Source organism: Priestia sp. ST2, assembly GCF_055810735.1.
On record NZ_JBVVNT010000004.1, the window covers coordinates 600,204 to 620,559 of the forward strand.

A 20,356-nucleotide genomic window follows, 5' to 3' on the forward strand; every position below is an offset into this window, starting at 1 on the left:
GGAGGATATGGCAATTATTATTAATATTGATGTGATGTTAGCAAAACGAAAAATGAGCGTAACGGAGCTTTCAGAGAGGGTTGGAATTACTATGGCGAATCTCTCCATCCTGAAAAATGGGAAAGCAAAAGCGGTTCGTTTTTCAACATTAGAAGCGATATGTAAGACTTTGGATTGTCAGCCAGGTGATATTTTGGAGTACAAAAGTGACGAAGACAATCAATAATAAAAGACATCAAATTTCTTCAACCATGATGATGAGGTAGTGAAATTAAAATGAAGGGGCAGCTTAATTGCTGTCCCTTCTCTGCTTTTATTGATTTATTTAATTAGAGCACTCGATTGAGAATTATATTAATATTGGTAACAAAAAGTGTGATGCAATTTGAAATATTTGCACTTCAAAAGGGAACACATTAGATTTTTCTACGTCCTCTTATTCATTTGGTACATAATCTAAAATGTCCCTTGGTTTAAAATCTAACACATAACTCATTCCAAATATTCTTCTGCTAGGGTTCGATTTAAATAACGAGCCATCCCGGTTTTCATTTTCCGAAATCCTGCTTTTCTATAAAACTCTTCATTACCTGCTGTAGAAACAAGATGAACGCAGGAAATATCGTCAAGCTGAGCAAGTAAGTTTTTTATAACTTTCTGTCCAATGCCTTTGTTTTGATACTGCTCGTCAACCACAACATCATAAATGGCAGCATTAAACACACCGTCTGAAAGAGCTCTCCCAAACCCTGCTATATTATCTTCATCATAAGCGATAGCTACTACGTTGCTTGATTGAAATACTTTTTTAATTTTTTCTTCATTATGGTTCGTCCATCCTACCGAGTGATAAATTTCTTTCATTCTCGACCACTCAACATTTTCTATAGAATTTGAAAGGGAAATCTTCATGGAACCTCCTCCTTTTATTTTTATATAAACTATTTCTTTTTTCAAAAACAAAAGTCCTTGGCAGATTATTACGAGTATGTGTATACGATAAAAAGTATCATACATGTTAGTAATGATTTATAAACGTCAACTGCTATATTCAAACGCAAAAAAGGTACAAATCGTCTACGATTTGTACCTACAATACCTACGTTCATTTACTTAATAATCATAACCGGACAGTGTACTCGTTTAGCTACTTTATGACTGACGCTGCCTAGCACCATTTCTTGAAGAGAAGTTAAGCCGCGGCTTCCTATTACAACAAGATTAAAGTTGTTTTTATTGGCGTAGTCTACAATGGTTGGCCCAGGATCGCCGCGTTCTATTTTAAGCTGATACGCTATCTGCTTCTTTTCAAAGCAGCTCTTTATTTCTTCGAGCGCTTGCTGTCTTTTTTGTTTCAGCTCTCCATGTAAAATCTCGGTTTTCGCTTTTGATAAGTCAATAACCGAAATAATTTCTACTTGTGATTGCGGTATGAAAGAAGCAACTTGTATCGCATGCTCCGCGGCTCTTTTTGAATGTTCCGACCCATCTACAGCTAACAAGATTTTTTGATACATTCATTGTCCCCCTATCAATGAGCTGATGCTCTTGCGCTCGGCTTATTGTAAGTCGCTAACCTTTGAAGCAACTCTTCACTTACATCATTTAAACCTGTCAGCTTCACTTCAGCAGACGTTTGTTCTTTTAGCTTCAGTACGATTTTGTCGATAGCCGCTACGGCTGAGTCATCCCAAATATGCGCTTCTGAAAAATCAATTAAAATTTGATCTTGTTTTTCTGTAAACGCAAATGAGTTTACAAAGTCTTCTACAGAGGCAAAGAACAGCTGACCTTTTACTTTGTAAACCGTTCGGTGCTCCGATTCTTTTGCTGACACGTCTAGCTTTGAAATTTTAGCCGCAAAGAAAACTGCGCTTAAAATAACACCCGCAATAACTCCTTTTGATAAATCATGGGTTGCTACAACGGTAATCACGGTCACAAGCATCACGACTGTATCTGTTAAAGGGACTTTGGTTAGTGTACGAAGTGAAGACCAGTCAAATGTTCCGATTGATACCATAATCATGACTCCGGCTAGTGCAGCCATTGGAATTTTGACCACCCAGTCGCCGAGCACCAAAATGAGAAACATTAGAAATAGACCCGCTACAAACGTTGATAAACGACCGCGTCCTCCTGATTTTACATTAATAACGGTTTGACCAATCATCGCACAGCCGGCCATACCGCCAAAGAAACCAACGACGATATTCGCAATTCCTTGCCCTCTGCTTTCTTGATTTTTATTACTAGACGTATCTGTCATATCATCCACAATCGATGCTGTTAGCAGCGATTCTGTTAATCCAACAATAGACAGCCCTAGCGCTGTTGGAAAGATGATGAACAATGTTTCCATATTCCAAGGAACGTTAGGAATAGAAAAGATCGGCAGCGATTTTGTAATCTCTCCCAAGTCTCCTACTGTACGCAAATTGAATCCTCCGAAAATGGCTGCAATTGTCATAACGACAATCGCTACTAATGGAGAAGGCACCGCTTTTGTAAATCGGGGTAATACGTAAATAATGACAAGTGTTAGCGCAACAAACACATACGTCATTGTTGAAATTCCTACAAAGTGCGGAACTTGTGCCATAAAAATTAAAATAGCTAATGCGTTCACAAACCCAACCATCACGGAGCGAGGAATAAATTTCATAAAGCGAGCAATTTTAAAAATGCCAAACAGGAGTTGAATCACACCCGTTAAAATAGTCGTTGCCCATAAATACTCCATTCCATGTTCTTTTACTAGCGTCACCATCAGCAGAGCCATCGCACCGGTAGCTGCTGAAATCATGGCAGGACGCCCTCCTACAAAGGCCATCACAACTGCGATACAAAAAGATGCGTGTAAACCTACCATCGGATCTACTCCTGCAATAATGGAAAAAGCAATGGCTTCTGGAATGAGGGCAAGCGCTACGACAATACCTGAAAGGATATCTCCTTTTACGTTGCCAAACCACTCCATTTTTAATTTATTGAACATGATAACCAAAAACACCTTTCTTTCTATACTAAAAAGCATTTATAACAACTTTTCTAGCTTTCGAATAGCGGAAATGATAAAATAAAGAACCAAAATAGAACGTTTATGGCACTTAGGATATATAAAAATGCGTAAAGGCGGTTTGTTTATTTCTATTATGTTCCGCTTTACTGAAAAGTTGCATTCATATACAGTTCCACTACGTTTTTAACTAGAACATGATTAAGAAGAAATCAGCGCCTCTATTTTTTCCTCATTTAATCCAAACGCTTCTTTCACTTTATTCTCTAAGTCCTCTGTAATTCTTCTCTTCCCAACTTCCACTAACTCAATGAGTGAAAAGCTGCAGTTTACCATTTTAGCAAAATTTCGCTGATTTAAATTGTAGCTTATTCGAATCAGTTTAATGGTCTCTTTATCCATATTACACCTCGCTTTTCTTTTATAAGTGGCTTCCAACTCTCATAGAAGCCGAGACGTTGTTAACAACTAAAACTCTAGCAGACCTAAATCAAAATGTCTATCATTTTTTGTACCAAAAACCATCTTTTTTGGAACTACACTCCTTTCTATACTGAAAAGAAATGTTATGGGTGGAAGGAATTTGGTACAATAGGTAAATATAAATAAACAATCCGTGCAGGAGATGGTGTAGTGATTATTGGTTATACCCGTCCATACAGCGAAGATGAAAATGTGGACAAACAGTTACAGGCATTGCAGCCTTTTAATTGCGATAAAATTTATCAAGAAAAAACAAACTCCATAAAGAAAAGAGTAGAATTTGATGAGATGGTAGCCTCGCTTCAGCCGGGCGATACAGTCGTTGTGTATAAATTTTACTGTATTGCAGACTCTACTCGGCACCTCATTGAATTAATTGAATATCTTTTTGACAATGGCGTTCACTTTGTATCCATTTTGGATGACGTTGATACGTCCACGCCACAAGGAAAAACCTTTTTCAGTACCATTAAACGTATTGGAGAATTTCAGCATGACGTCATCAGCGAGCGCACAAAAGCCGGTCTTCAAGAAGCAAAATCAAAAGGAAAAAGCGGCGGCCGTCCAAAAAAGCCTGACTATAACGTCCATCGAGCGCTTGACATGTACTGGAGTAAAAACTATACAATTGCTCAAATTACAGAAGCTACAGGTATAAGCAAGACGACTTTATACCGTTACTTAGATAACTGAAGCAGTAAAAACACATGCAAAAAAGACGGTCTTTTATCGGATAAAAGGCCGTCTTTTTTAGTGACTGTATCACTGAAGATATTTAGGGTTTGGTTTAGAACCGTGATCAATTTCTTCAAATATATCTGAAGAAGGGTTAGACGACACTTTGTTATGTAAAGTTTGGGCAGGGACGCTGGTTTGAGAAAAGGATGGCATATATAATTCCATTAACTGTTTAAAATCACCTACAGTCAATGGTTGTGCATCTTCTTGAAGTTCGTACCCTAGCTGTCCATTTGGTTCAATTGTTGCGGTTTTAACATCTTTTATAGTTGATATGCCTGCATTTCGTAATCTCATTTCTAATTGATCGGCGGTTAAACGTAATTTTTTAAGCTGCTTAGTATCTAATTGACCATTATTTATAACGATTTTAGACTTACCTGTCAGAAATTTTTCAAACCCATTAAATTTTAATTGTAAATACTCTAAAACTAAAATAGCAAGAACAAAGATAGCTGCCCCGCCAATCGCTTTTAACATACTTTTTTCAACAATGGGTTGCACGATGATGGTACCTAGAGAAAGCATAACGACCGTTTGAGCGAGCGTCATTTGAGCAATCGATTTTCTCCCCGCTATTCTTAGTAATAATATTCCCGATAAAATTAAGATTGCAGATTGCCAGATAAAATTCATAATATCATCCTTTTTACTACAGTTTGCTTTTAGAGTAGGCAACTGAAAGCAAATTATTCATGTATTAAAAATTTCGTTTCCACTTCTCATATCTTAATAAGTTTAAAAAACAAAAAGATACCGTTGAGGTATCTTTTTGTTTTGATATTTTTTCTCTGAGTGACATTTACACCGATTGATCAATACAGCGGATTAACCTTGCTTCAATATCTTTTGCCAGTCGTTGAAGCTCTTCATTATGAAGCATATTAATCATCGCCGTAGGCCTAGGCATGCCAATCTTCGTTTCACTTCCATCTTGATATACAACCATTTTACAAGGCAGAAAGTATCCTACTAAGAGATTTTGCGATAGAACTCGCTGAGCTTCTTTCGGATTGCACACTTCTAATACTGTAAACGGTGTATGAAAGTCCTGCCCTTTTTCCTGTAGCTTTGCAGTTAAATCGAAATTCCACAACACACCGAACCCTTCGCTTTTTAAGTTTTCTTCTAGAGAACTAATCGCTTCTTCTAAGCTTTTCGGTGTTTTCACCGTGTAATCAAACATCAAATCTCCTCCTGTTAAATTAAAATGATTTCCTTTTTCACAGGAAACTGGGAGTTGATACTATTCTGCCCCATCCTGTAGCTTTAAACCTGATATCAACGGCAGCAGCCCCAAGTAAAATTACATCGCATGTTTTACACCTTTTTTAACAAGTACCCAGTTAGCTGGATAGCTTGTACAAAAGCCAATGATCATGGCGATTTGCATCATAAACCAAAAGACCGCGCTGTCTGGTTTAGGTGCCTGTGCAAAAAAGACATAATGTGATAGAGCCATCCAGCCGAACATCCCGATTTCAAAGGCAATAAGAGACCACGTATCCGCTTTTACCGCATTTTTCAACTCCTCTTTTGAGCTAGTATCTTTCATACTCATGCCGTAGTATTGAAAAGCAATTCCCGCTATATAAGCAAGAATAAATTCCGCTACGTAATCCGCAAAAAGTACGCTTCCAGCAATCGTCCATCCTGTTAAAAATACAATCGGTGCACCAATTAAATCTCCAATCGAGCACCCGCTGCTGCAGTGCGTAGTCGATACAAAAACACTTTGCCAAAAAGGCTTTTCACTATGATGGTGCTCATGATGATCTTCATGGTTACCGTGCATATGTTCAGAGGAATGATGAGCGTGATTCTGTTTTTTTCGATCTTTACGCCCTAATTTAAAGTAAAACCATATCCCGGCGACAGGAAAATAGAGACCCGTAATAGGCCACACAATATTCATCACAAACATCATCTGCGGATGCCTGATCACGTCGATTGTAATAACTAAAAATTGAATAATTCCAATTGCAATAGCTATATAAGAAAGTATTTCTAGCCAGCTCATGTACTACACTCCTTTAAGATTTATCTATCAACTACATACCCTCCACCCCTATATTTAAACATAAAAGACCACCTGCTCATTTTTATTATGTTTAATAAACCAAACGATAGTCTAATGTAATAGAGAGAAGAAAAAATAAGGAGGAATTTTACAATGTCTAACGAAAATTATCAAACTGTTATTCAAACGCTCCATGACTGTATGAGTGCCTGCAACCATTGTTTTGATGCTTGTCTAAAAGAAGAAAATGTGGGTATGATGGTGGACTGTATCCGTTTTGATCGAGAATGTGCAGATATTTGCGGATATTTAGAACAAGCTCTAGAAAGAGGAACTCCTTTCGTTGCTGAACTGGCTGGGGTTTGCGCCGAAATTTGCGAAAAATGTGGAAATGAGTGTAAGAAACACGATCATGACCACTGTCAAAAATGTGCGGAAGCTTGCTTGAAATGCGCGGATGAGTGTAGAAAATTAGCTGCATAATCTTTGGAACATAAGAAAGCTAGAACCCTTGAAGCGCATTTCAGGCATTAAGGGTTCTTTTTAATGTATTGGAAAAGAGAAGACATCACGCCACCTCAGGACAGAATCTATAGACTCCCTAAAAAATGAATAAACTTTTTAAGACTTTGAGAGCGCTGTTTCCCTTTCTTTACTACAAAATCAATATGAACGTCTTCTGAAAGCTCTTGATATTCAATGCTTTTCATATCACCACGAGAATTTACTACGCTAGCCGGGACTACACTCATGCCTATTCCATCACGAACGCCTTGTAAAATAGCTTCTAATGAATCAAATTCCATAATATTGGCTTTATGTATATGATGTTCTTTTGAAAACTCTAATAGTCTGTTTCTATAGATGCAGTTTACATCACTATTAATGAGTAACGTTAGTTGACCTGTTTCTACTCTCTCTGCGGATAGAGGTGAAATAAGCACCATTTTTTCTGCATAGTGATAAACCGTTTCAAACTGAGCCTCATTATAGATACCGCTAAGAAAAAGTCCGTCAATTTCTCCGTACGAGAGCATTTCTTGTAAGACTTGTTTTCTATCTGTTTTTATTTTAACTTCAATATTTTGTTGTTCTTTCAGAAAAGATGAGAATAAAGAAGGAATTTTAATAGCGGAAATCGTCTGCGAGGCACCAATAATCAAGGATCTTTTAAACTTATTCGGATTAACTTCTGCTTTAGCTTCCTCCATTAAACGTAAAATACGCTGTGCGTAGTCAAACAAAGCTTCCCCTTCGTTTGTTAACGTAACTCCTCGATTCGTACGTATCAATAATTTGGTGTCTAATTCTTCCTCTAGATTTTTAATCCGCTGGCTGATATGCGGCTGCACATATCCTAATACCTCCGCAGCTTTTGATAGTGACTTTGCTTCTGCTACACATTTGAACATTCGTAAGTCTTGGCTTTCCAATTTTAATTCCTCCGTTGCTATCATTTTAAATGATACCTCTCTTAGTATTACCTATTATATCCTTTTTTCCATCGAAGATATAATAAAAGATGTTAAGAGAAAGGAAGGTTTATAGAAATGATCGATTTTAAAAATAAAGTATTTATTATTACGGGCGGCGGCACTGGTATAGGCAAAGCAACGGCTTTAAAGTTAGCTGACATGGGCGCGAAACTTGTTATAAACTACAGCAACTCAGAAACAGAAGCGAAAAAAGGTGTAGAGGAGATTGCTGAAAAAGGAGGCATAGCGTTTGCTTTTAAAGCGAATGTAGCCAACGAGCAAGAAGTAAATGCAATGATTCATCAAACCATTACACAATTCGGACGGTTAGATGGATTAGTGAATAACGCTAGTATTACAGCTCAAATCCCCATGAATGACTTAGAGTCTGCAACGGATGACATATGGAACTCTTTATATGATGTAAACGTAAAAGGCATGTTTCACTGTGTAAAAGCAGCCGTTCCACATATGAAAAAGCAAAAGTCAGGGGCGATTGTTAATGTAGGAAGCGTTGCGGGTACAACTGGAACCGGCTCCTCTATTCCCTATGCAGCAACAAAAGCAGCGATTCATACGATGACTAAGTCGTTAGCGATTGCACTGGCACCAAATATTCGAGTAAACTGCATCTCTCCTGGTGCAGTCGACACAAGATGGTGGTCTGGCAACGAAGATAAAATGTATCAGCTTGCAGGAAATCTACCTCTTCAGCGCATTTCTTCTCCTGAAGATATCGCAGATGCTATTCTGTTTCAGTTAAAGCAAGAGTCCGTGACGGGCCAAGTATTTACGATTGATAACGGGCAAGCTCTTTAAGCATACGTGAATATTCCTAAAAAATAACCCCACTACTAGCAAGCAATAGTAGCGGGGTTCTAACAAGGCTACTGATTCAACCTCTATTTCCCCAGTGAAAACCCTTCAAACAGCCGGCCTCCATGTGGTGCTAACACTTTATCCACCAGTTGAATTACTTTATCTTTATTCCCTGTTTTATAAAAGGTATCAAATGCCTCTACAAATTCTTTACTAAAGCCTTCATTATAGTCATTCAAAGACCGAACAATCCATTTAGAATCCCCGATCCAATGACCGTTTGTTCTTAAAACAAATTCATGCGTTATGTAAGCGAGCGTATTGGCGATAAAAAGTGATTCGCCTGTATTTGAAGAACCGATTAAATCATCCAAGGCATCGCTTAGAAAATACCTTTTTAGTTTAATCATCTCTTCCGACCATTTTTCAGGGCCTTTTTCTAGTAATTGTGCAGCTTCTTTTTTTATAGCTTGCATCACTCCTTTATCTGCTAAAATAATTCCCTCGGAAATCATTCTTGGGAGTGACGGTCTAGCCCTCTTACAGTCGCTTTTAAAAAAGGCTTGGTATGAAGTCAGATTGTGAGCAAAAACTTCAATTGCCCATCCAAATTCAATAAGCGACTCCCTAAAAGAAGAGGTAAGGCTATCGTCAAAAATAACAAGATCAAGGTCGGACGTGCACGTAGCTTCTCCTCTCACCACGCTCCCAGCGAGTAATGCACCTTGACAGTTAGGATAATGCTTAGAAATAAATTGTGTAGCTGCTTGCAGCGGTTCTAACCTTTTTAGCTCTTTCATCGTATTCCTCCAGAAAACAATATATATGGTTTTTCTGGTTAGAACGTGGAAATTCCTTTAAAAATAAATTCTTATTTATTGAACCTTCCTGAACATGTGTGCCGTATTTTCATTTAGTTACCATCATCTAAATGACTAGTAGAAACGATTGCTGCTCTCCATACATTCATAAATGACTCTTTTATCCAAATTACCTCTTGCCTTAAAGTTAACTTTAACGTTTAAGCTAGTTTTATAGTTTTTAAAATACAAAAAAGGGGAAATACAATGCTGATTAAAAGAATGACGGTGCAGCTTTATGGAGGACTTCAAGCTAGACATACGGCTTTGTTTGCACGTGAAGCTTGTTCGTTTCAAAGTGACATTTTTATTGCGAAAGATGGAAAGTGTGTAAGTGGAAAAAGCATCATGAAGGTCATGGCTTTAGCTGTTAAAAAAGGAGATGAAATAACACTGCTGACAAATGGAGTGGATGAACACGCCGCCGCTCGCACCCTTGAAGAATTTCTTTTAACTAAACATAGATAAAAAGCTGCTATGCTATCTCTTACTCTCCTTTTTTCATAAAATCATAGAAAGTAAAATTTTTTTTAAAAAAACTCTTGCTTTAAAGTCGACTTTAACGTTTAAGCTAGGGTTGTAGCTTTTAAATACATCAAATGACGAAAGGATTGTGTTTTTACTTATGTGTAATCAACATACAACAACATCACGTGTTTTAAGTGCGCCGCATGCAAAGGCAAAATTCGAGAACACGACAATCGAACGCAGAGAACTGCGAGCAGACGACGTTTTAATTGATATTAAGTTTAGCGGTATCTGTCACTCTGATATTCATAGTGCATTTAATGAGTGGGGCGGCGGAATATTCCCGATGGTTCCTGGTCATGAAATCGCGGGAGTAGTTGAAGCGGTTGGAGAAAGCGTAACAAAATACAAGGTTGGCGATCGCGTTGGCGTTGGATGTTTCGTTGACTCTTGCGGAGAGTGCGAGTACTGTGTGAACGGTGACGAGCAATACTGTACAAAAGGCGTTGTTCAAACGTATAATTCATTGGATTATGACGGAAACCCTACATACGGCGGCTACAGCCAAAAAATCGTCGTAAAAGAAGGATTCGTTGTTCGTATTCCTGATAAGTTAAGTATGGATGCAGCAAGTCCGCTTCTATGTGCAGGGATTACAACATTTTCTCCGTTAAAGCACTGGAATGCTGGCCCTGGCAAAAAAGTGGCGATCGTGGGAATGGGCGGTCTTGGACATGTAGCGATTCAATTTGCACATGCAATGGGTGCTGAAGTGACGGTATTGAGCCGTTCTAACAATAAAAAAGAAGAAGCTCTAAGCTTTGGCGCAGATCACTATTTTGCAACAAGTGATGAGACAACATTCACTGAATTAGCGGGTCGCTTTGACCTTATCTTAAACACAGTATCGGCTAACCTGAATGTGGATCAATATTTATCATTACTTCGCGTAGATGGAACGCTTGTTAACGTTGGCGCACCGGCTAACCCAGATCAGTACAGCGTATTCTCACTTATCACGGGACGTCGCAGCATTGCTGGTTCACTTGTAGGCGGCATTCGTGAAACACAAGAAATGCTTGATTTTGCGGCTGAACACGGCGTTGCTCCTATGATTGAAGTTATCGATGCTAAGCAAGTAGATGAAGCGTACGAGCGCGTTCTTCGCAGCGATGTTCGCTATCGATTTGTTATTGACATTTCTACACTGTAAATTTAGAAAAAAGCGGGCAGCTAATTGGATGAGCTGCCCGCTTTTTATTTCTTTATAAAATACGAAAAACAACCGGTAAATTAGGCTTTAGATGAAAGCTCTTCCTGATACTTTTGTTCTAATTTATCATAGTAATCAATTTTCGTTTCCACTTTTCTAAAAGCTGCGTCCAGCTCTCTTTGTTTTTCCATCATTTTCTCTCTATGCTTTTCAAATATCTGCTTGCGCAAACCGATTGTATCATCGCCTTCTTGTGTTAATTCAACAATTTTACGTAATTCTAAAAGGGCAATATCCGTTTTTCGTAAGCAAATAATAAATTCTAACCACTCGATATCGGACTCGCTAAAAATACGATTTCCGTTCTCATCTCTTTTTATAAAAGGTAAAAGCCCTTGCTGTTCGTAGTATCGAAGCGTATGCGTAGGCAGCCCTACCTTTGCAGCGGCCTCTTTAATATGATATTCCATTCCACTATACCCTCCATCGCCATTCTTAGTGCGGCGTTTGCTTTATGTACCTAAGCTTCCCTTTTTACGGGTGCTTTCAACTCTTTTTCTAGGTTTCTACTATACAATATATATAAGAGATTCCGCTATTTTCTTTACTATGAGGTAACTGTATAAATAGTATCATAAACATTAAAGTAAACGTTAAGGCAACTTATAAAGAGCTGCCGTGAAGTCAGCAGCTCTTTTCATTTTTATATAAAATACGATTAATCTGCGGCCATCACTTTACTTAGTTCATTTAATAAATAATCAAGGGTTTGACTGATTCGAACTGTATTACGACTTGTAAGACCTTCTGTAAGTCCTAACATAACCATGTGCTCTCTTGCTGTTTCGATTTCTGTCATTAAGACTTGCATGACAACTCCTTTATACCACTTCACAGCTCATCACCCCTTTTTACTATACATATATCTCATATGCGGTAATCTTAAACCTATCATACAGGTTTTTGGGGGTGAATAGCGAGTTTTATAGCTTCAACAGTTGTATTTTTTATGAAGTAAATATACTAATATATTTATTGAAATAGAAAGTATCACTCCACTTTCTGTTAGAAGTTAAAAAAAGGCCTCCTAATGGAGGCCTTTTCTTATTTCTTATAAAACAGTCTAATACAAAGCCTTAGCCTCTAAAATATTCTCTATAATACGAACCTTTCTCACACTCTATCTCATAGCGCAGCCTAGTTTGCTTTCTGTAAAGCTCTTCGGACAGCTCATTAAATTCACCTTCTGTGATAGATCCATGAATTAAATTGTTGAATAAATTATTAAGATGTTCAGTTAATTCTTGAAGTTTTTTTTCTTTCAATGAACGTCACCCTTTAAAATAATTTTCATCTTCTAAAATTATATCAAATAAAACGTTTTCATACGATATATTTTTTACTGAATTATCGTATTAAAGTAATGAAAGTATTTTTTAACGACCGAAAAAACAGACAAAGAGCTCAGATAAATCATTAATCACATGATTTTAGTAAAAAATAAGTAGATAAAGACCGCGGACAAAAAAGCAAATGGTATCAACCGTTTTGACAAAAGCATAGGATGAAAAGAAAAATTAAACGAGAAAAGGAGAATGAGTATGCACTATACACCTTATTATCATCAGTGGCAGACTCCAGTGTATTACGGGTGGCAGCCATATAGTTATTATGTGCCGAATCACTATCACACCAGCGAACAGTTTCAGCAAAGAAACGGTAAATTAAAGGACTACGGACCAAGGCCGTTTGTTATTAACATTAATGAAGCATCAAAGCAAAACAATACGTACCGCACTGCTTTATGGACGGGAACACATTTACAAGTGACGCTAATGAGTCTTAAGCCCGGTGAAGATATCGGCTTAGAAATCCACCCTAACGTTGATCAATTCCTGCGCATTGAACAAGGGCAAGGCGTTGTTCAAATGGGCAAAAGTAAAAACAATCTAACCTTTAAACGAAAAGTCTACGATGACGATGCGATATTTATCCCTACCGGAACGTGGCATGATGTCACCAATACGGGTACCACTCCGCTAAAGCTTTACTCCATATACGCTCCCCCAAACCACCCATTTGGTACGGTTCATGTGACAAAAGCAAACGCTCTGGCTGAAGAACATTAAAAATGAGCAGAACGTTATGCAGGATTGGAACGCTTGTTCAGGATCAATACTAAGTGAATAGATGAATGTCGACTAAAGAAGCCCGCTAGAAAATCGGTGTATGACCTTTTCTAGCGGGCTTTTTTTAAACTTGCTATACATACAGGATTTTATAGCCAAGGAAAGAATTATAGAATAAACTAATCTTTTTAAACCGCTTAAAATAACTGAAAGGCAAACAGGCGATGAAAATTTTTTATAAAATTCCCAAATCAAACGTACATCCTTCTCTTAAACTAGCAAGAAAAATTCTATATATATCTGTAGAAGCAGTCATTATGACCATGCTTGTGATTAAATCTTTTACTGTGGCCTATGAAAACGATACAAATTTAATTCTCAGGCAGCTAAATGAACTAAAAGCTTCCATTGGCGGATTTGGCATAAACGAATCACTATTTTGGTTTATGATAAAGTGCAGTATTTGTACCATCGCTACATTTGATATGTGCTTATACTTTGGAAAAAAGCTAAAAAGAAACAAAAGAGTTTTATGATTTATACGCTAAAGCTTTTACATTGGACCGCTGTTAATTTCCGTGCAAGGCTTCGCTTTCCGCGGGCGGTCGATGAGCCTCCTCGTCGCTTGCGCTCCTGCGGGGTCTCACCTGTTCCGCTTTTCCCGCAGGAGTCTTCGCCTTGCCCTCCAATCAACAGCTAGAAGCATTTAAACACATGAAACCTACATTCAGCATACCAATAAAAAGCCGAACAAGTTGGATTCACAATCAAGAATCAAACTCGTTCGGACCTTCCTTCACCTAAAACACTTTTGTTCCGTCCTCATGTTTAATAGAAAAATAATAAAAGTAGAGGCATATTACACCTCTACTTTCTGTTTAGAAATCTACATCGATATCTTCTTGAATGGTTCCGGTCACTTTTTCACTTTTAATTAATTGACCTTCTTTAAATGTTTCTTTTTCCTCATTTTCAACGGGTTTCAGCTGCTTATAGGAAGGAGCTGACGCAGAGCCCAGCTCTTTTTTAAGCAAATGAATTTCGCCTAACAGCTCGGCTCTCAATGAATGAATTAACGATTGAAAATCTTCTTCCCGGCTGTCTTTCTGCCCGTTTTGTTCCACAAGCTTCGCTACATAATCCTGAAGTTCCTTTGCCTGCGAGGCCTCATACTCCTCACGATTTGCAGCAAGACGTGAATTCATTTCTTTTTTTAGTAAGTCAATTTCGCCCAACAGCTCTTTTCGAAGTGAATAAACTAACGTCTCCACTTCATTTTCTTTGCTCATTTTTTGCAAGTCTTGCTGTATGAGTCTTACTACATAGTCCTGCAGCTCGTTTGCCTGCTGTTTTTCTTTCAGAAATGAAGACACTTCTGACGGAATGTCAGCAGTGTCGATTGTGAAATTTGCACCTTCATCTCTATTACTTACGGTCTTTTCCCTTGCTCCCATCATATCTGCTGATAGATTGCCAGCTGTCAGAAACGCATTTGATAGTAAGTAAAACGGTGCAGCCATTTGGGAGCTTAGCTGACCGTACCAATCATCTAGTGCTTCCTTAAGGCGAGTGTTTTGATGACTCATATATGCTCCCCCTTTTTAAACGTGAACTGCGTTTGTTTCATGTCTGCTTAAAATTTCAAGACCGTATAAATTTAATTTGCGCGTCTCCGGCAAGAAAAGATGATTTTCTTCTCTGATTTCTTCCCCGTACATGTTATCAATCTGCTCTGCAATAAACTGTTGAAGGATAGGAGCCAGTCCTCCAATATAAATATATTTATAGACTTTATCTTTTGGCGATGGAAATAGATTTTCAATTTTCGTTAATAAAATTTGCGTGTATTCTCTAAGCGAAGCGTGAATAGGCTCCGTGAGATCTACTTTTTTCCCGCTATTGCCGTCTCTTTGCTCCATTTTTGCTTTATGGATATTAGCAATAATAAACTCTTCTAATGAACGAACATCATCAAAATACTCAAGCAGTTTTTCATTTCTTAGCTTTTCAATATGCTTCAAATATGAAATATCCGTAAGACACTTCAGCGAATTTCTGCTTTTAGGAGCTTGAAGTCCTGCAGGAAGAAGCGCAAGGTCAACCGTGCCTCCGCCCAAATCTACAATTAGCGTTTCAAAATGTTTGAATGCATTTGCTTCTTCTCTATCTTGTAATTCAAAATCTTTTTTGATCGCCCAGCGAGCAACTTCACTTTCAATACGGCATTTGCTCGTTTCAATGTTCACAGTGAGCGTTTTTTCTAATCCAGGAGTCAATACCGTAACCGTGTGCTCTCCTTGAAAACGTTCGGCCATCTTCTGCTGCATTTCACTGAATTTATTTGTTTTCTTAAGCAGCCAAATCGGAAGCATAGTCGAGAAATAATTAATCGTCACATGATTATCCTCTTTGTCTTTTCCTTTAAGTATGTTGTAATAAGCAACTGAAGCTAAAAACATCACATAAGGAATATCGGATTCAGTTTTATTATGTAACTTATTAATATGGATATTGCCTAGCACGTGTTTCTCTGCTGCGTCTCCTACTAAATAATACTTTTCTACTCCTTCGATTGTTGTAGAAATCAGTAAATTTTGAAGAAGTAATTCCGGTTCATTTACACTTGAAGGAAAATGACCCTCTGCCTGATCTTTTGTGATTTCTACTACGTTTGTAGGAATTTCATAGTAATAACCATCCACTAGCGTTTGAAAAATTGAGTTACCAAAATCAACGTTTTGACGTTTGATATCCATCCTTGTTTCTCCCCTTTATCTTTTCGTGACAACACTAATAAGTATATATTTTCCTCATTTGTTTGTCTAAGTATTTAAATAATTTATGTTATTCGAAATTGACAATTAATTAATTTTAGACGGCTAATGTAATTGAAAAGCACTTGGAATGCTTCTTTTTACCAGTACCCCTTTTTACAAGGAATGTAACATGTGACGCTGTGACTTTCCCTTATTTTTTTGCAATATAAGCCCTTCAATCACCAGCTAGAAGCAGCCATATACATGAAACCTATGTTCACCCTAACAACAAAAAAACCCGAACCATCACTCAGATTAATAGTTCGGATTTAACGTTAACTAAAATATTTTTGTCTCAGCCTCTGGGCTTTTTTATTTATTAATAACGCCATTTGTCTTTTTTTCTTTGCGGATTTTCTGGCAGTTTACTAAAGCCTATTTCTTCAAGACCTTTTTCTAACGTCGCTCTTGTTTTGATTGTTCCAAAATCCACGCCTAAATCCACAACGGTTTGCGCGATTTCCGGACGTATTCCGGTAATCATCGTTTTAGTGCCGATAAGCTGTAAGACTTTTACAATTTGAAAAATATTGTCCGCTACCATCGTATCGACGATAAGAACACCTGAAATATCAAATATTAAATAACTCAGCTGCAGCTGAGCGCTTTTTTCTAAAGCCGTTTCCATAATAAGCTGCGAACGATGCGTATCAATTTGTCCAACAATTGGCATCACAGCGATTCCTTCAGAAAGAGGAACGATGGGAACTGATAATTCTTCTAGCGCTGCATAAGCGCGTTTTATGGTCTCCGTATTATGTTCTTCATAGATTTCGACAAATATATGATTAAGCTGATCAAGCATCGGATCAATTTTTTTACTTACATCAAGCATCGTAATAGGAGCAAACTGCTTCTGCTGCAGCTCTTCTGTAAAAACACCCCATATCACTGTTCGAAACAGCGCAAGTGATTTTAACGTTTGACTCAAAGAAAGTCCGTTTTCCACAGCCACTTTTCCTATATCTGTACCCCACTGAACGATTTTCTTTAAAACGACCGAGCGCTCTTCGAATAACGACTCGCCTAAATACTCAATGAGTTCTGCTCTCCATTTTAAAACTTCGCTTTCTTCGTGGTAAACCAGCTTCCGCTTATATTCAGAGTCCATCAGATCAGAAAATTGTATCGCTAATTCCTGCTTATTATCGATAATTTTCTTCCCTATATATAACAACTCATCCCTCATTTTTTTCTTTATCTCCTTTAGTTAGCAGAATTAACGATTACATTTTATAACAATAGTTATATCACATACAATATAAAAATATAACCGAAATAAAAAAATTGTTAGGCCCTCCCTATTTACTTTTACCCCTATTCTTCTAATCAGTATACCTGCCATAATGGGATTGAAATTTCAGGGTTTGGGTAAAAAACTACTATGAATTTATTTCTATACTTATAAGGGGGCTTTTTCAATGAGCAAACATAAAGGAACCGTTAAATCATTCAACGAATCAAAAGGATCTGGATTTATTACACCCGAAGACGGATCAAAAGAAGTGTTCGTTCACTCCAACGCGATCGACCGTGAGGAATATAAAAACCTGGCAGAAGGACAAAAAGTAGAGTTTGAAATCCAAGAAGGAGCTAAAGGACCCAGCGCTATAAAAGTACACCCAGTTGACTGATAGAGTGACATTTACATACAGGTTATGGGTAGACTGTCGAATCAAATACTTTTCGAACTCAAAAACGCCTCTTCGCCTTTTGTTCGGAAGAGGTGTTTTTTTGTATAATGCAACTAATTCTACATTCAAAATTAGTTACTATTAGCTATTTAAAAAAACAGTTCTAAAGTTGGCGGACAAGTATCCAAACATTTCCTCTACGAGTGAATACAGTATAGAGTACTGCAAAGAAAGGGTGATTATTATAAAAAAGTATTATTTCAATTACAATGATAAAGATGACAAATATTATGTAGAAAAATCTTATCCTTACAAGAAGAAATCTCGCGAAGCTTCCCTTAACAATAAGAAAGAGCAGCTTCAAGAAGATGCCCCTGAGGAAGCACGCGGCTGGGCTTATGGACGTGAAGAAGATAGCTCTGAAGAATCACAAGTTTGGATGTATGAACGCGAAGAAGATTTCTATGAGGAATCACATGATGGGGCTTCTAGATATAAAGAAGATAAAGGCAAAAAAGGAAGCACGCGGGAGTCAGCATTTAGAGCGCTTAATTTAACGATGCCTCAAAATGTTCCTGCAAATACGTTTGTGAAAGCAGTTTTTCCAACTGAACAATTTGATTTAGCAAATGAATATAATCCGATTACTTCTACCTTCCGCCCCAAAAAAGATGGCGTATATTCCATCATTGCTACAATTGGATTCTCTCCTAACGACCAGATGCTAGATTATAGAACTCGTATAGAAATACGTGTAAATGGGACAACCGCTATCGCTATCGATAACGATTTCTTTGGCGGGGACACACCGTTTGTTAATGCGGTATCCGTGTCTACTATTTACAATTTAGAAGCTGGAGATCGCGTTGAAGTTTTTGTTCAAAGCAGCATAGCTGGTACAATCGTCACATCAGAAAATGGCTCGCATTTTGAAGCAGCGAGATTTCCTTCTCCAACAAATAACTAACACTAGCTTTTAGACAAAAGCATCAATCCCCTCTTTTTAGATGGCTTCATCTTTCTAAAGGAAGGGATTGATATGAACATTAGTGATCTAAAGGTCCATAGAAACTTTTTAAGCGTTTGTATGTACATAATTATTTAGTAGATTTATAGCATTAATCCAGTGTATCAAATCATGTACTTCTATGTAGTCTGCTGCCTCACTCACGCTTGCTTCGCTAACTTTTCCGTTACGCTGCCAAGCTCTTCAACTAACCTACTTAAAAATTCCGCCGTCTGGCCAATGATCTGCAGCGATTGCAGCTGACGCACGGAAGCAGAAGAAATGCCCCTGCTGCTTGCAGCCGATTGATTGGCAAAAGCAGTCATATCGCTGACGGCATGGAGCACCTGCGTAGATCCGACTGCTATTTGCTGAGCAGAAGCAGCCGTTTGCTCAATTTGCTCGTGAACGTAGGCAGATGCGTCGGCGATTCGATTAAAAACATTTTCCGCTTCGTTGGCTAGTAAAATACCGTTTTTTACATCGGCTGTTCCTGATTGAATGAATGCTACGGCTTGAGACGTTTCTTGCTGAATATGCTGAATGAGCCTTGCTACTTGTTCAGCTGACTGATTGGATTGTTCGGCAAGTTTGCGAACTTCCGCTGCTACGACCGCAAACCCTTTACCATGTTCGCCTGCGCGCGCTGCTTCAATTGCAGCATTTAGCGCCAGTAGATTTGTTTGTGCAGCAATGCCTGAAATCACACTCATAATATCGTTGATTTCCGCAGAACGTTCTTTTAACTGATGAATAACGCTAGCTGCATGCTGAACAGAAGAATCGATTGTATGAATTTGTTGAATTGCTTCTTGAATTTTTTCTTTTCCCTGCACGGCTTCATTTGCTGTTTGATCAGAAGCTTCGCTGACTGCCGCTGAAGCCTCAGCTATTTTGGTTACGCCTTGCGTCATCTCTTCTAGAAACTCACTGCTTTTTTGAGCCATTATTACCTGCTGCTCAGCTCCTGCGGCTAGCTCTTGCATTGAAGCAGACGTATGGTGACTAGCCGTTTTTGATTCTTCTAAATTCCCCTTTAAGTTGTCAACCGTTTGTCTTACCTGCCCATTCGTTTCATGCAGTTTTTTCATCATGTCATAAATGATATGCTGCTTTTGTTCATTTTCCTGCTGAAGCTGTTCTGTGTATTTTTTCTTTGAAGTAATTTGCCAAGCGGTTGCCCCTGATGTAAAAAGCAGATAAGCCGCGTGAAGGCAAAGCATCGAAAAGGAATAAGAAGACGTTCCGAAAATAATCGGCGTAAAAATTGGCACGAAAAATCCAGCTAGATGCTCGATGACAAAAATACCTGTCATTAACAATAACAGCTTTACATTTTCATAGTAGGAAAGAATAGCTATCACCATAAAAATTGAAAAGTGATACTCGACCATTCCTCCTCCCCCTACAACCGTGCTGATACTTGAAAACGTCAGCGTTAGCGTCACAAACGCAGGTACTAGCTCATGCTTTTTAACGTACAGCACAAGCAGCACACCAAGAAAAAGAATAGGAAGCATCAAAAAGATCATGGACACTTCGCCTGGCGTTGAATTATGTTCCATGGACATGCCGGACATACGCACCGGCCAAATACGATGAATGATATGTATGAGCAGAGAAAGTGTCACTGCTCCGCTTGATAAAACAACCATTAATTTATGTTTATTCATGTT

General features: G+C 38.1%; 25 protein-coding genes and 1 pseudogene. 9 read left to right on the forward strand and 17 right to left on the reverse strand.

Features of this window, described 5'->3' with window-relative positions; all coding sequences use genetic code 11:
• The first annotated feature begins 7 nt into the window (after positions 1–7).
• Positions 8–226, forward strand: coding sequence for a helix-turn-helix domain-containing protein (locus tag AC0KUU_RS20550; protein WP_013058154.1), 219 nt, complete (start codon positions 8–10; stop codon positions 224–226).
• 266 nt (positions 227–492) lie between these two features.
• Here AC0KUU_RS20550 and AC0KUU_RS20555 read toward each other — a convergent pair whose 3' ends face one another.
• From AC0KUU_RS20555 to AC0KUU_RS20570, 4 genes are all read right to left on the reverse strand, one after another.
• The gene (locus AC0KUU_RS20555; protein WP_043981225.1) at positions 493–912 is read right to left on the reverse strand and encodes a GNAT family N-acetyltransferase; all 420 of its coding nucleotides are present in this window, start codon (positions 910–912) and stop codon (positions 493–495) included.
• A gap of 197 nt (positions 913–1,109) precedes the next feature.
• Positions 1,110–1,517, reverse strand: a complete 408-nt coding sequence (locus AC0KUU_RS20560; protein WP_322552295.1) for a universal stress protein — start codon at positions 1,515–1,517, stop codon at positions 1,110–1,112.
• Between the two features lie 14 nt (positions 1,518–1,531).
• The gene (locus tag AC0KUU_RS20565; protein WP_237074321.1) at positions 1,532–2,998 is read right to left on the reverse strand and encodes a SulP family inorganic anion transporter; all 1,467 of its coding nucleotides are present in this window, start codon (positions 2,996–2,998) and stop codon (positions 1,532–1,534) included.
• 222 nt (positions 2,999–3,220) lie between these two features.
• A complete protein-coding gene (locus tag AC0KUU_RS20570) occupies positions 3,221–3,421 on the reverse strand; it encodes a helix-turn-helix domain-containing protein (RefSeq protein ID WP_237074320.1) in 201 nt (66 codons plus the stop codon).
• Between the two features lie 231 nt (positions 3,422–3,652).
• On the opposite strand from AC0KUU_RS20570, the gene AC0KUU_RS20575 reads away from it, so the two are divergent.
• Positions 3,653–4,195 (forward strand): recombinase family protein, encoded by a 543-nt coding sequence (locus tag AC0KUU_RS20575; RefSeq protein ID WP_097822914.1) that lies wholly within the window; start codon positions 3,653–3,655, stop codon positions 4,193–4,195.
• Positions 4,196–4,264: 69 nt separating this feature from the next.
• On the opposite strand, the gene AC0KUU_RS20580 is transcribed toward AC0KUU_RS20575, so the two are convergent.
• From AC0KUU_RS20580 to AC0KUU_RS20590, 3 genes are all read right to left on the reverse strand, one after another.
• The gene (locus tag AC0KUU_RS20580; protein ID WP_237074319.1) at positions 4,265–4,876 is read right to left on the reverse strand and encodes a DUF421 domain-containing protein; all 612 of its coding nucleotides are present in this window, start codon (positions 4,874–4,876) and stop codon (positions 4,265–4,267) included.
• 166 nt (positions 4,877–5,042) lie between these two features.
• The gene (locus AC0KUU_RS20585) at positions 5,043–5,426 is read right to left on the reverse strand and encodes a DUF302 domain-containing protein (protein WP_165574871.1); all 384 of its coding nucleotides are present in this window, start codon (positions 5,424–5,426) and stop codon (positions 5,043–5,045) included.
• Positions 5,427–5,546: 120 nt separating this feature from the next.
• Entirely contained in the window at positions 5,547–6,260 is a 714-nt protein-coding gene (locus AC0KUU_RS20590; RefSeq protein WP_043981210.1) for a DUF4396 domain-containing protein, read from the reverse strand.
• Positions 6,261–6,413: 153 nt separating this feature from the next.
• Between AC0KUU_RS20590 and AC0KUU_RS20595 the strand changes: the two genes are divergently transcribed.
• Positions 6,414–6,743: a four-helix bundle copper-binding protein gene (locus AC0KUU_RS20595; RefSeq protein ID WP_028409479.1), complete on the forward strand. Its 330-nt coding sequence runs from the start codon at positions 6,414–6,416 to the stop codon at positions 6,741–6,743.
• A 107-nt stretch (positions 6,744–6,850) separates the two neighbouring features.
• Here the strand turns inward: AC0KUU_RS20595 and AC0KUU_RS20600 are convergent, their stop codons facing one another.
• Complete coding sequence (locus tag AC0KUU_RS20600; RefSeq protein WP_280560028.1) at positions 6,851–7,693, reverse strand: LysR family transcriptional regulator; 843 nt, start codon at positions 7,691–7,693, stop codon at positions 6,851–6,853.
• Positions 7,694–7,810: 117 nt separating this feature from the next.
• Here AC0KUU_RS20600 and AC0KUU_RS20605 point away from each other — a divergent pair, with 117 nt between their 5' ends.
• Positions 7,811–8,554 carry an SDR family NAD(P)-dependent oxidoreductase gene (locus AC0KUU_RS20605; RefSeq protein WP_280560030.1) on the forward strand — a complete coding sequence of 248 codons (744 nt, stop codon included), beginning with the start codon at positions 7,811–7,813 and terminating at the stop codon, positions 8,552–8,554.
• 83 nt (positions 8,555–8,637) lie between these two features.
• On the opposite strand, the gene AC0KUU_RS20610 is transcribed toward AC0KUU_RS20605, so the two are convergent.
• The gene (locus AC0KUU_RS20610) at positions 8,638–9,354 is read right to left on the reverse strand and encodes a nucleotidyltransferase domain-containing protein (protein ID WP_322552296.1); all 717 of its coding nucleotides are present in this window, start codon (positions 9,352–9,354) and stop codon (positions 8,638–8,640) included.
• Positions 9,355–9,621: 267 nt separating this feature from the next.
• On the opposite strand from AC0KUU_RS20610, the gene AC0KUU_RS20615 reads away from it, so the two are divergent.
• Positions 9,622–9,882: an HPr family phosphocarrier protein gene (locus tag AC0KUU_RS20615; RefSeq protein ID WP_322552297.1), complete on the forward strand. Its 261-nt coding sequence runs from the start codon at positions 9,622–9,624 to the stop codon at positions 9,880–9,882.
• Positions 9,883–10,039: 157 nt separating this feature from the next.
• Positions 10,040–11,095 carry an NAD(P)-dependent alcohol dehydrogenase gene (locus tag AC0KUU_RS20620; RefSeq protein WP_043981170.1) on the forward strand — a complete coding sequence of 352 codons (1,056 nt, stop codon included), beginning with the start codon at positions 10,040–10,042 and terminating at the stop codon, positions 11,093–11,095.
• 80 nt (positions 11,096–11,175) lie between these two features.
• Here the strand turns inward: AC0KUU_RS20620 and AC0KUU_RS20625 are convergent, their stop codons facing one another.
• The 3 genes from AC0KUU_RS20625 to AC0KUU_RS20635 form a co-directional block, all read right to left on the reverse strand.
• Positions 11,176–11,565, reverse strand: coding sequence for a MerR family transcriptional regulator (locus AC0KUU_RS20625; protein WP_025750854.1), 390 nt, complete (start codon positions 11,563–11,565; stop codon positions 11,176–11,178).
• Between the two features lie 248 nt (positions 11,566–11,813).
• Positions 11,814–11,990, reverse strand: a complete 177-nt coding sequence (locus AC0KUU_RS20630; RefSeq protein ID WP_223260221.1) for an aspartyl-phosphate phosphatase Spo0E family protein — start codon at positions 11,988–11,990, stop codon at positions 11,814–11,816.
• A 241-nt stretch (positions 11,991–12,231) separates the two neighbouring features.
• The gene (locus AC0KUU_RS20635; protein ID WP_013058178.1) at positions 12,232–12,420 is read right to left on the reverse strand and encodes a hypothetical protein; all 189 of its coding nucleotides are present in this window, start codon (positions 12,418–12,420) and stop codon (positions 12,232–12,234) included.
• 276 nt (positions 12,421–12,696) lie between these two features.
• Between AC0KUU_RS20635 and AC0KUU_RS20640 the strand changes: the two genes are divergently transcribed.
• On the forward strand, positions 12,697–13,224 hold the full coding sequence (locus AC0KUU_RS20640; RefSeq protein WP_473452998.1) for a cupin domain-containing protein: 528 nt from the start codon (positions 12,697–12,699) through the stop codon (positions 13,222–13,224).
• A 537-nt stretch (positions 13,225–13,761) separates the two neighbouring features.
• Here the strand turns inward: AC0KUU_RS20640 and AC0KUU_RS20645 are convergent.
• The 4 genes from AC0KUU_RS20645 to AC0KUU_RS20660 form a co-directional block, all read right to left on the reverse strand.
• Positions 13,762–13,917, reverse strand: coding sequence for a hypothetical protein (locus tag AC0KUU_RS20645; RefSeq protein ID WP_162488940.1), 156 nt, complete (start codon positions 13,915–13,917; stop codon positions 13,762–13,764).
• A 185-nt stretch (positions 13,918–14,102) separates the two neighbouring features.
• The gene (locus AC0KUU_RS20650) at positions 14,103–14,810 is read right to left on the reverse strand and encodes a hypothetical protein (RefSeq protein ID WP_322552298.1); all 708 of its coding nucleotides are present in this window, start codon (positions 14,808–14,810) and stop codon (positions 14,103–14,105) included.
• A gap of 15 nt (positions 14,811–14,825) precedes the next feature.
• Complete coding sequence (locus tag AC0KUU_RS20655) at positions 14,826–15,980, reverse strand: ParM/StbA family protein (protein WP_162214677.1); 1,155 nt, start codon at positions 15,978–15,980, stop codon at positions 14,826–14,828.
• Positions 15,981–16,359: 379 nt separating this feature from the next.
• Positions 16,360–17,229, reverse strand: a complete 870-nt coding sequence (locus AC0KUU_RS20660; RefSeq protein WP_473453001.1) for an STAS domain-containing protein — start codon at positions 17,227–17,229, stop codon at positions 16,360–16,362.
• Positions 17,230–17,461: 232 nt separating this feature from the next.
• Here AC0KUU_RS20660 and AC0KUU_RS20665 point away from each other — a divergent pair, with 232 nt between their 5' ends.
• Both AC0KUU_RS20665 and AC0KUU_RS20670 read left to right on the forward strand, forming a co-directional pair.
• On the forward strand, positions 17,462–17,674 hold the full coding sequence (locus AC0KUU_RS20665) for a cold-shock protein (protein ID WP_016764987.1): 213 nt from the start codon (positions 17,462–17,464) through the stop codon (positions 17,672–17,674).
• 526 nt (positions 17,675–18,200) lie between these two features.
• A pseudogene (locus AC0KUU_RS20670) lies at positions 18,201–18,641 on the forward strand (hypothetical protein); the annotation flags it as partial.
• A gap of 200 nt (positions 18,642–18,841) precedes the next feature.
• Here AC0KUU_RS20670 and AC0KUU_RS20675 read toward each other — a convergent pair.
• Positions 18,842–20,353, reverse strand: a complete 1,512-nt coding sequence (locus AC0KUU_RS20675; protein WP_322552299.1) for a methyl-accepting chemotaxis protein — start codon at positions 20,351–20,353, stop codon at positions 18,842–18,844.
• Positions 20,354–20,356: the final 3 nt, after the last annotated feature.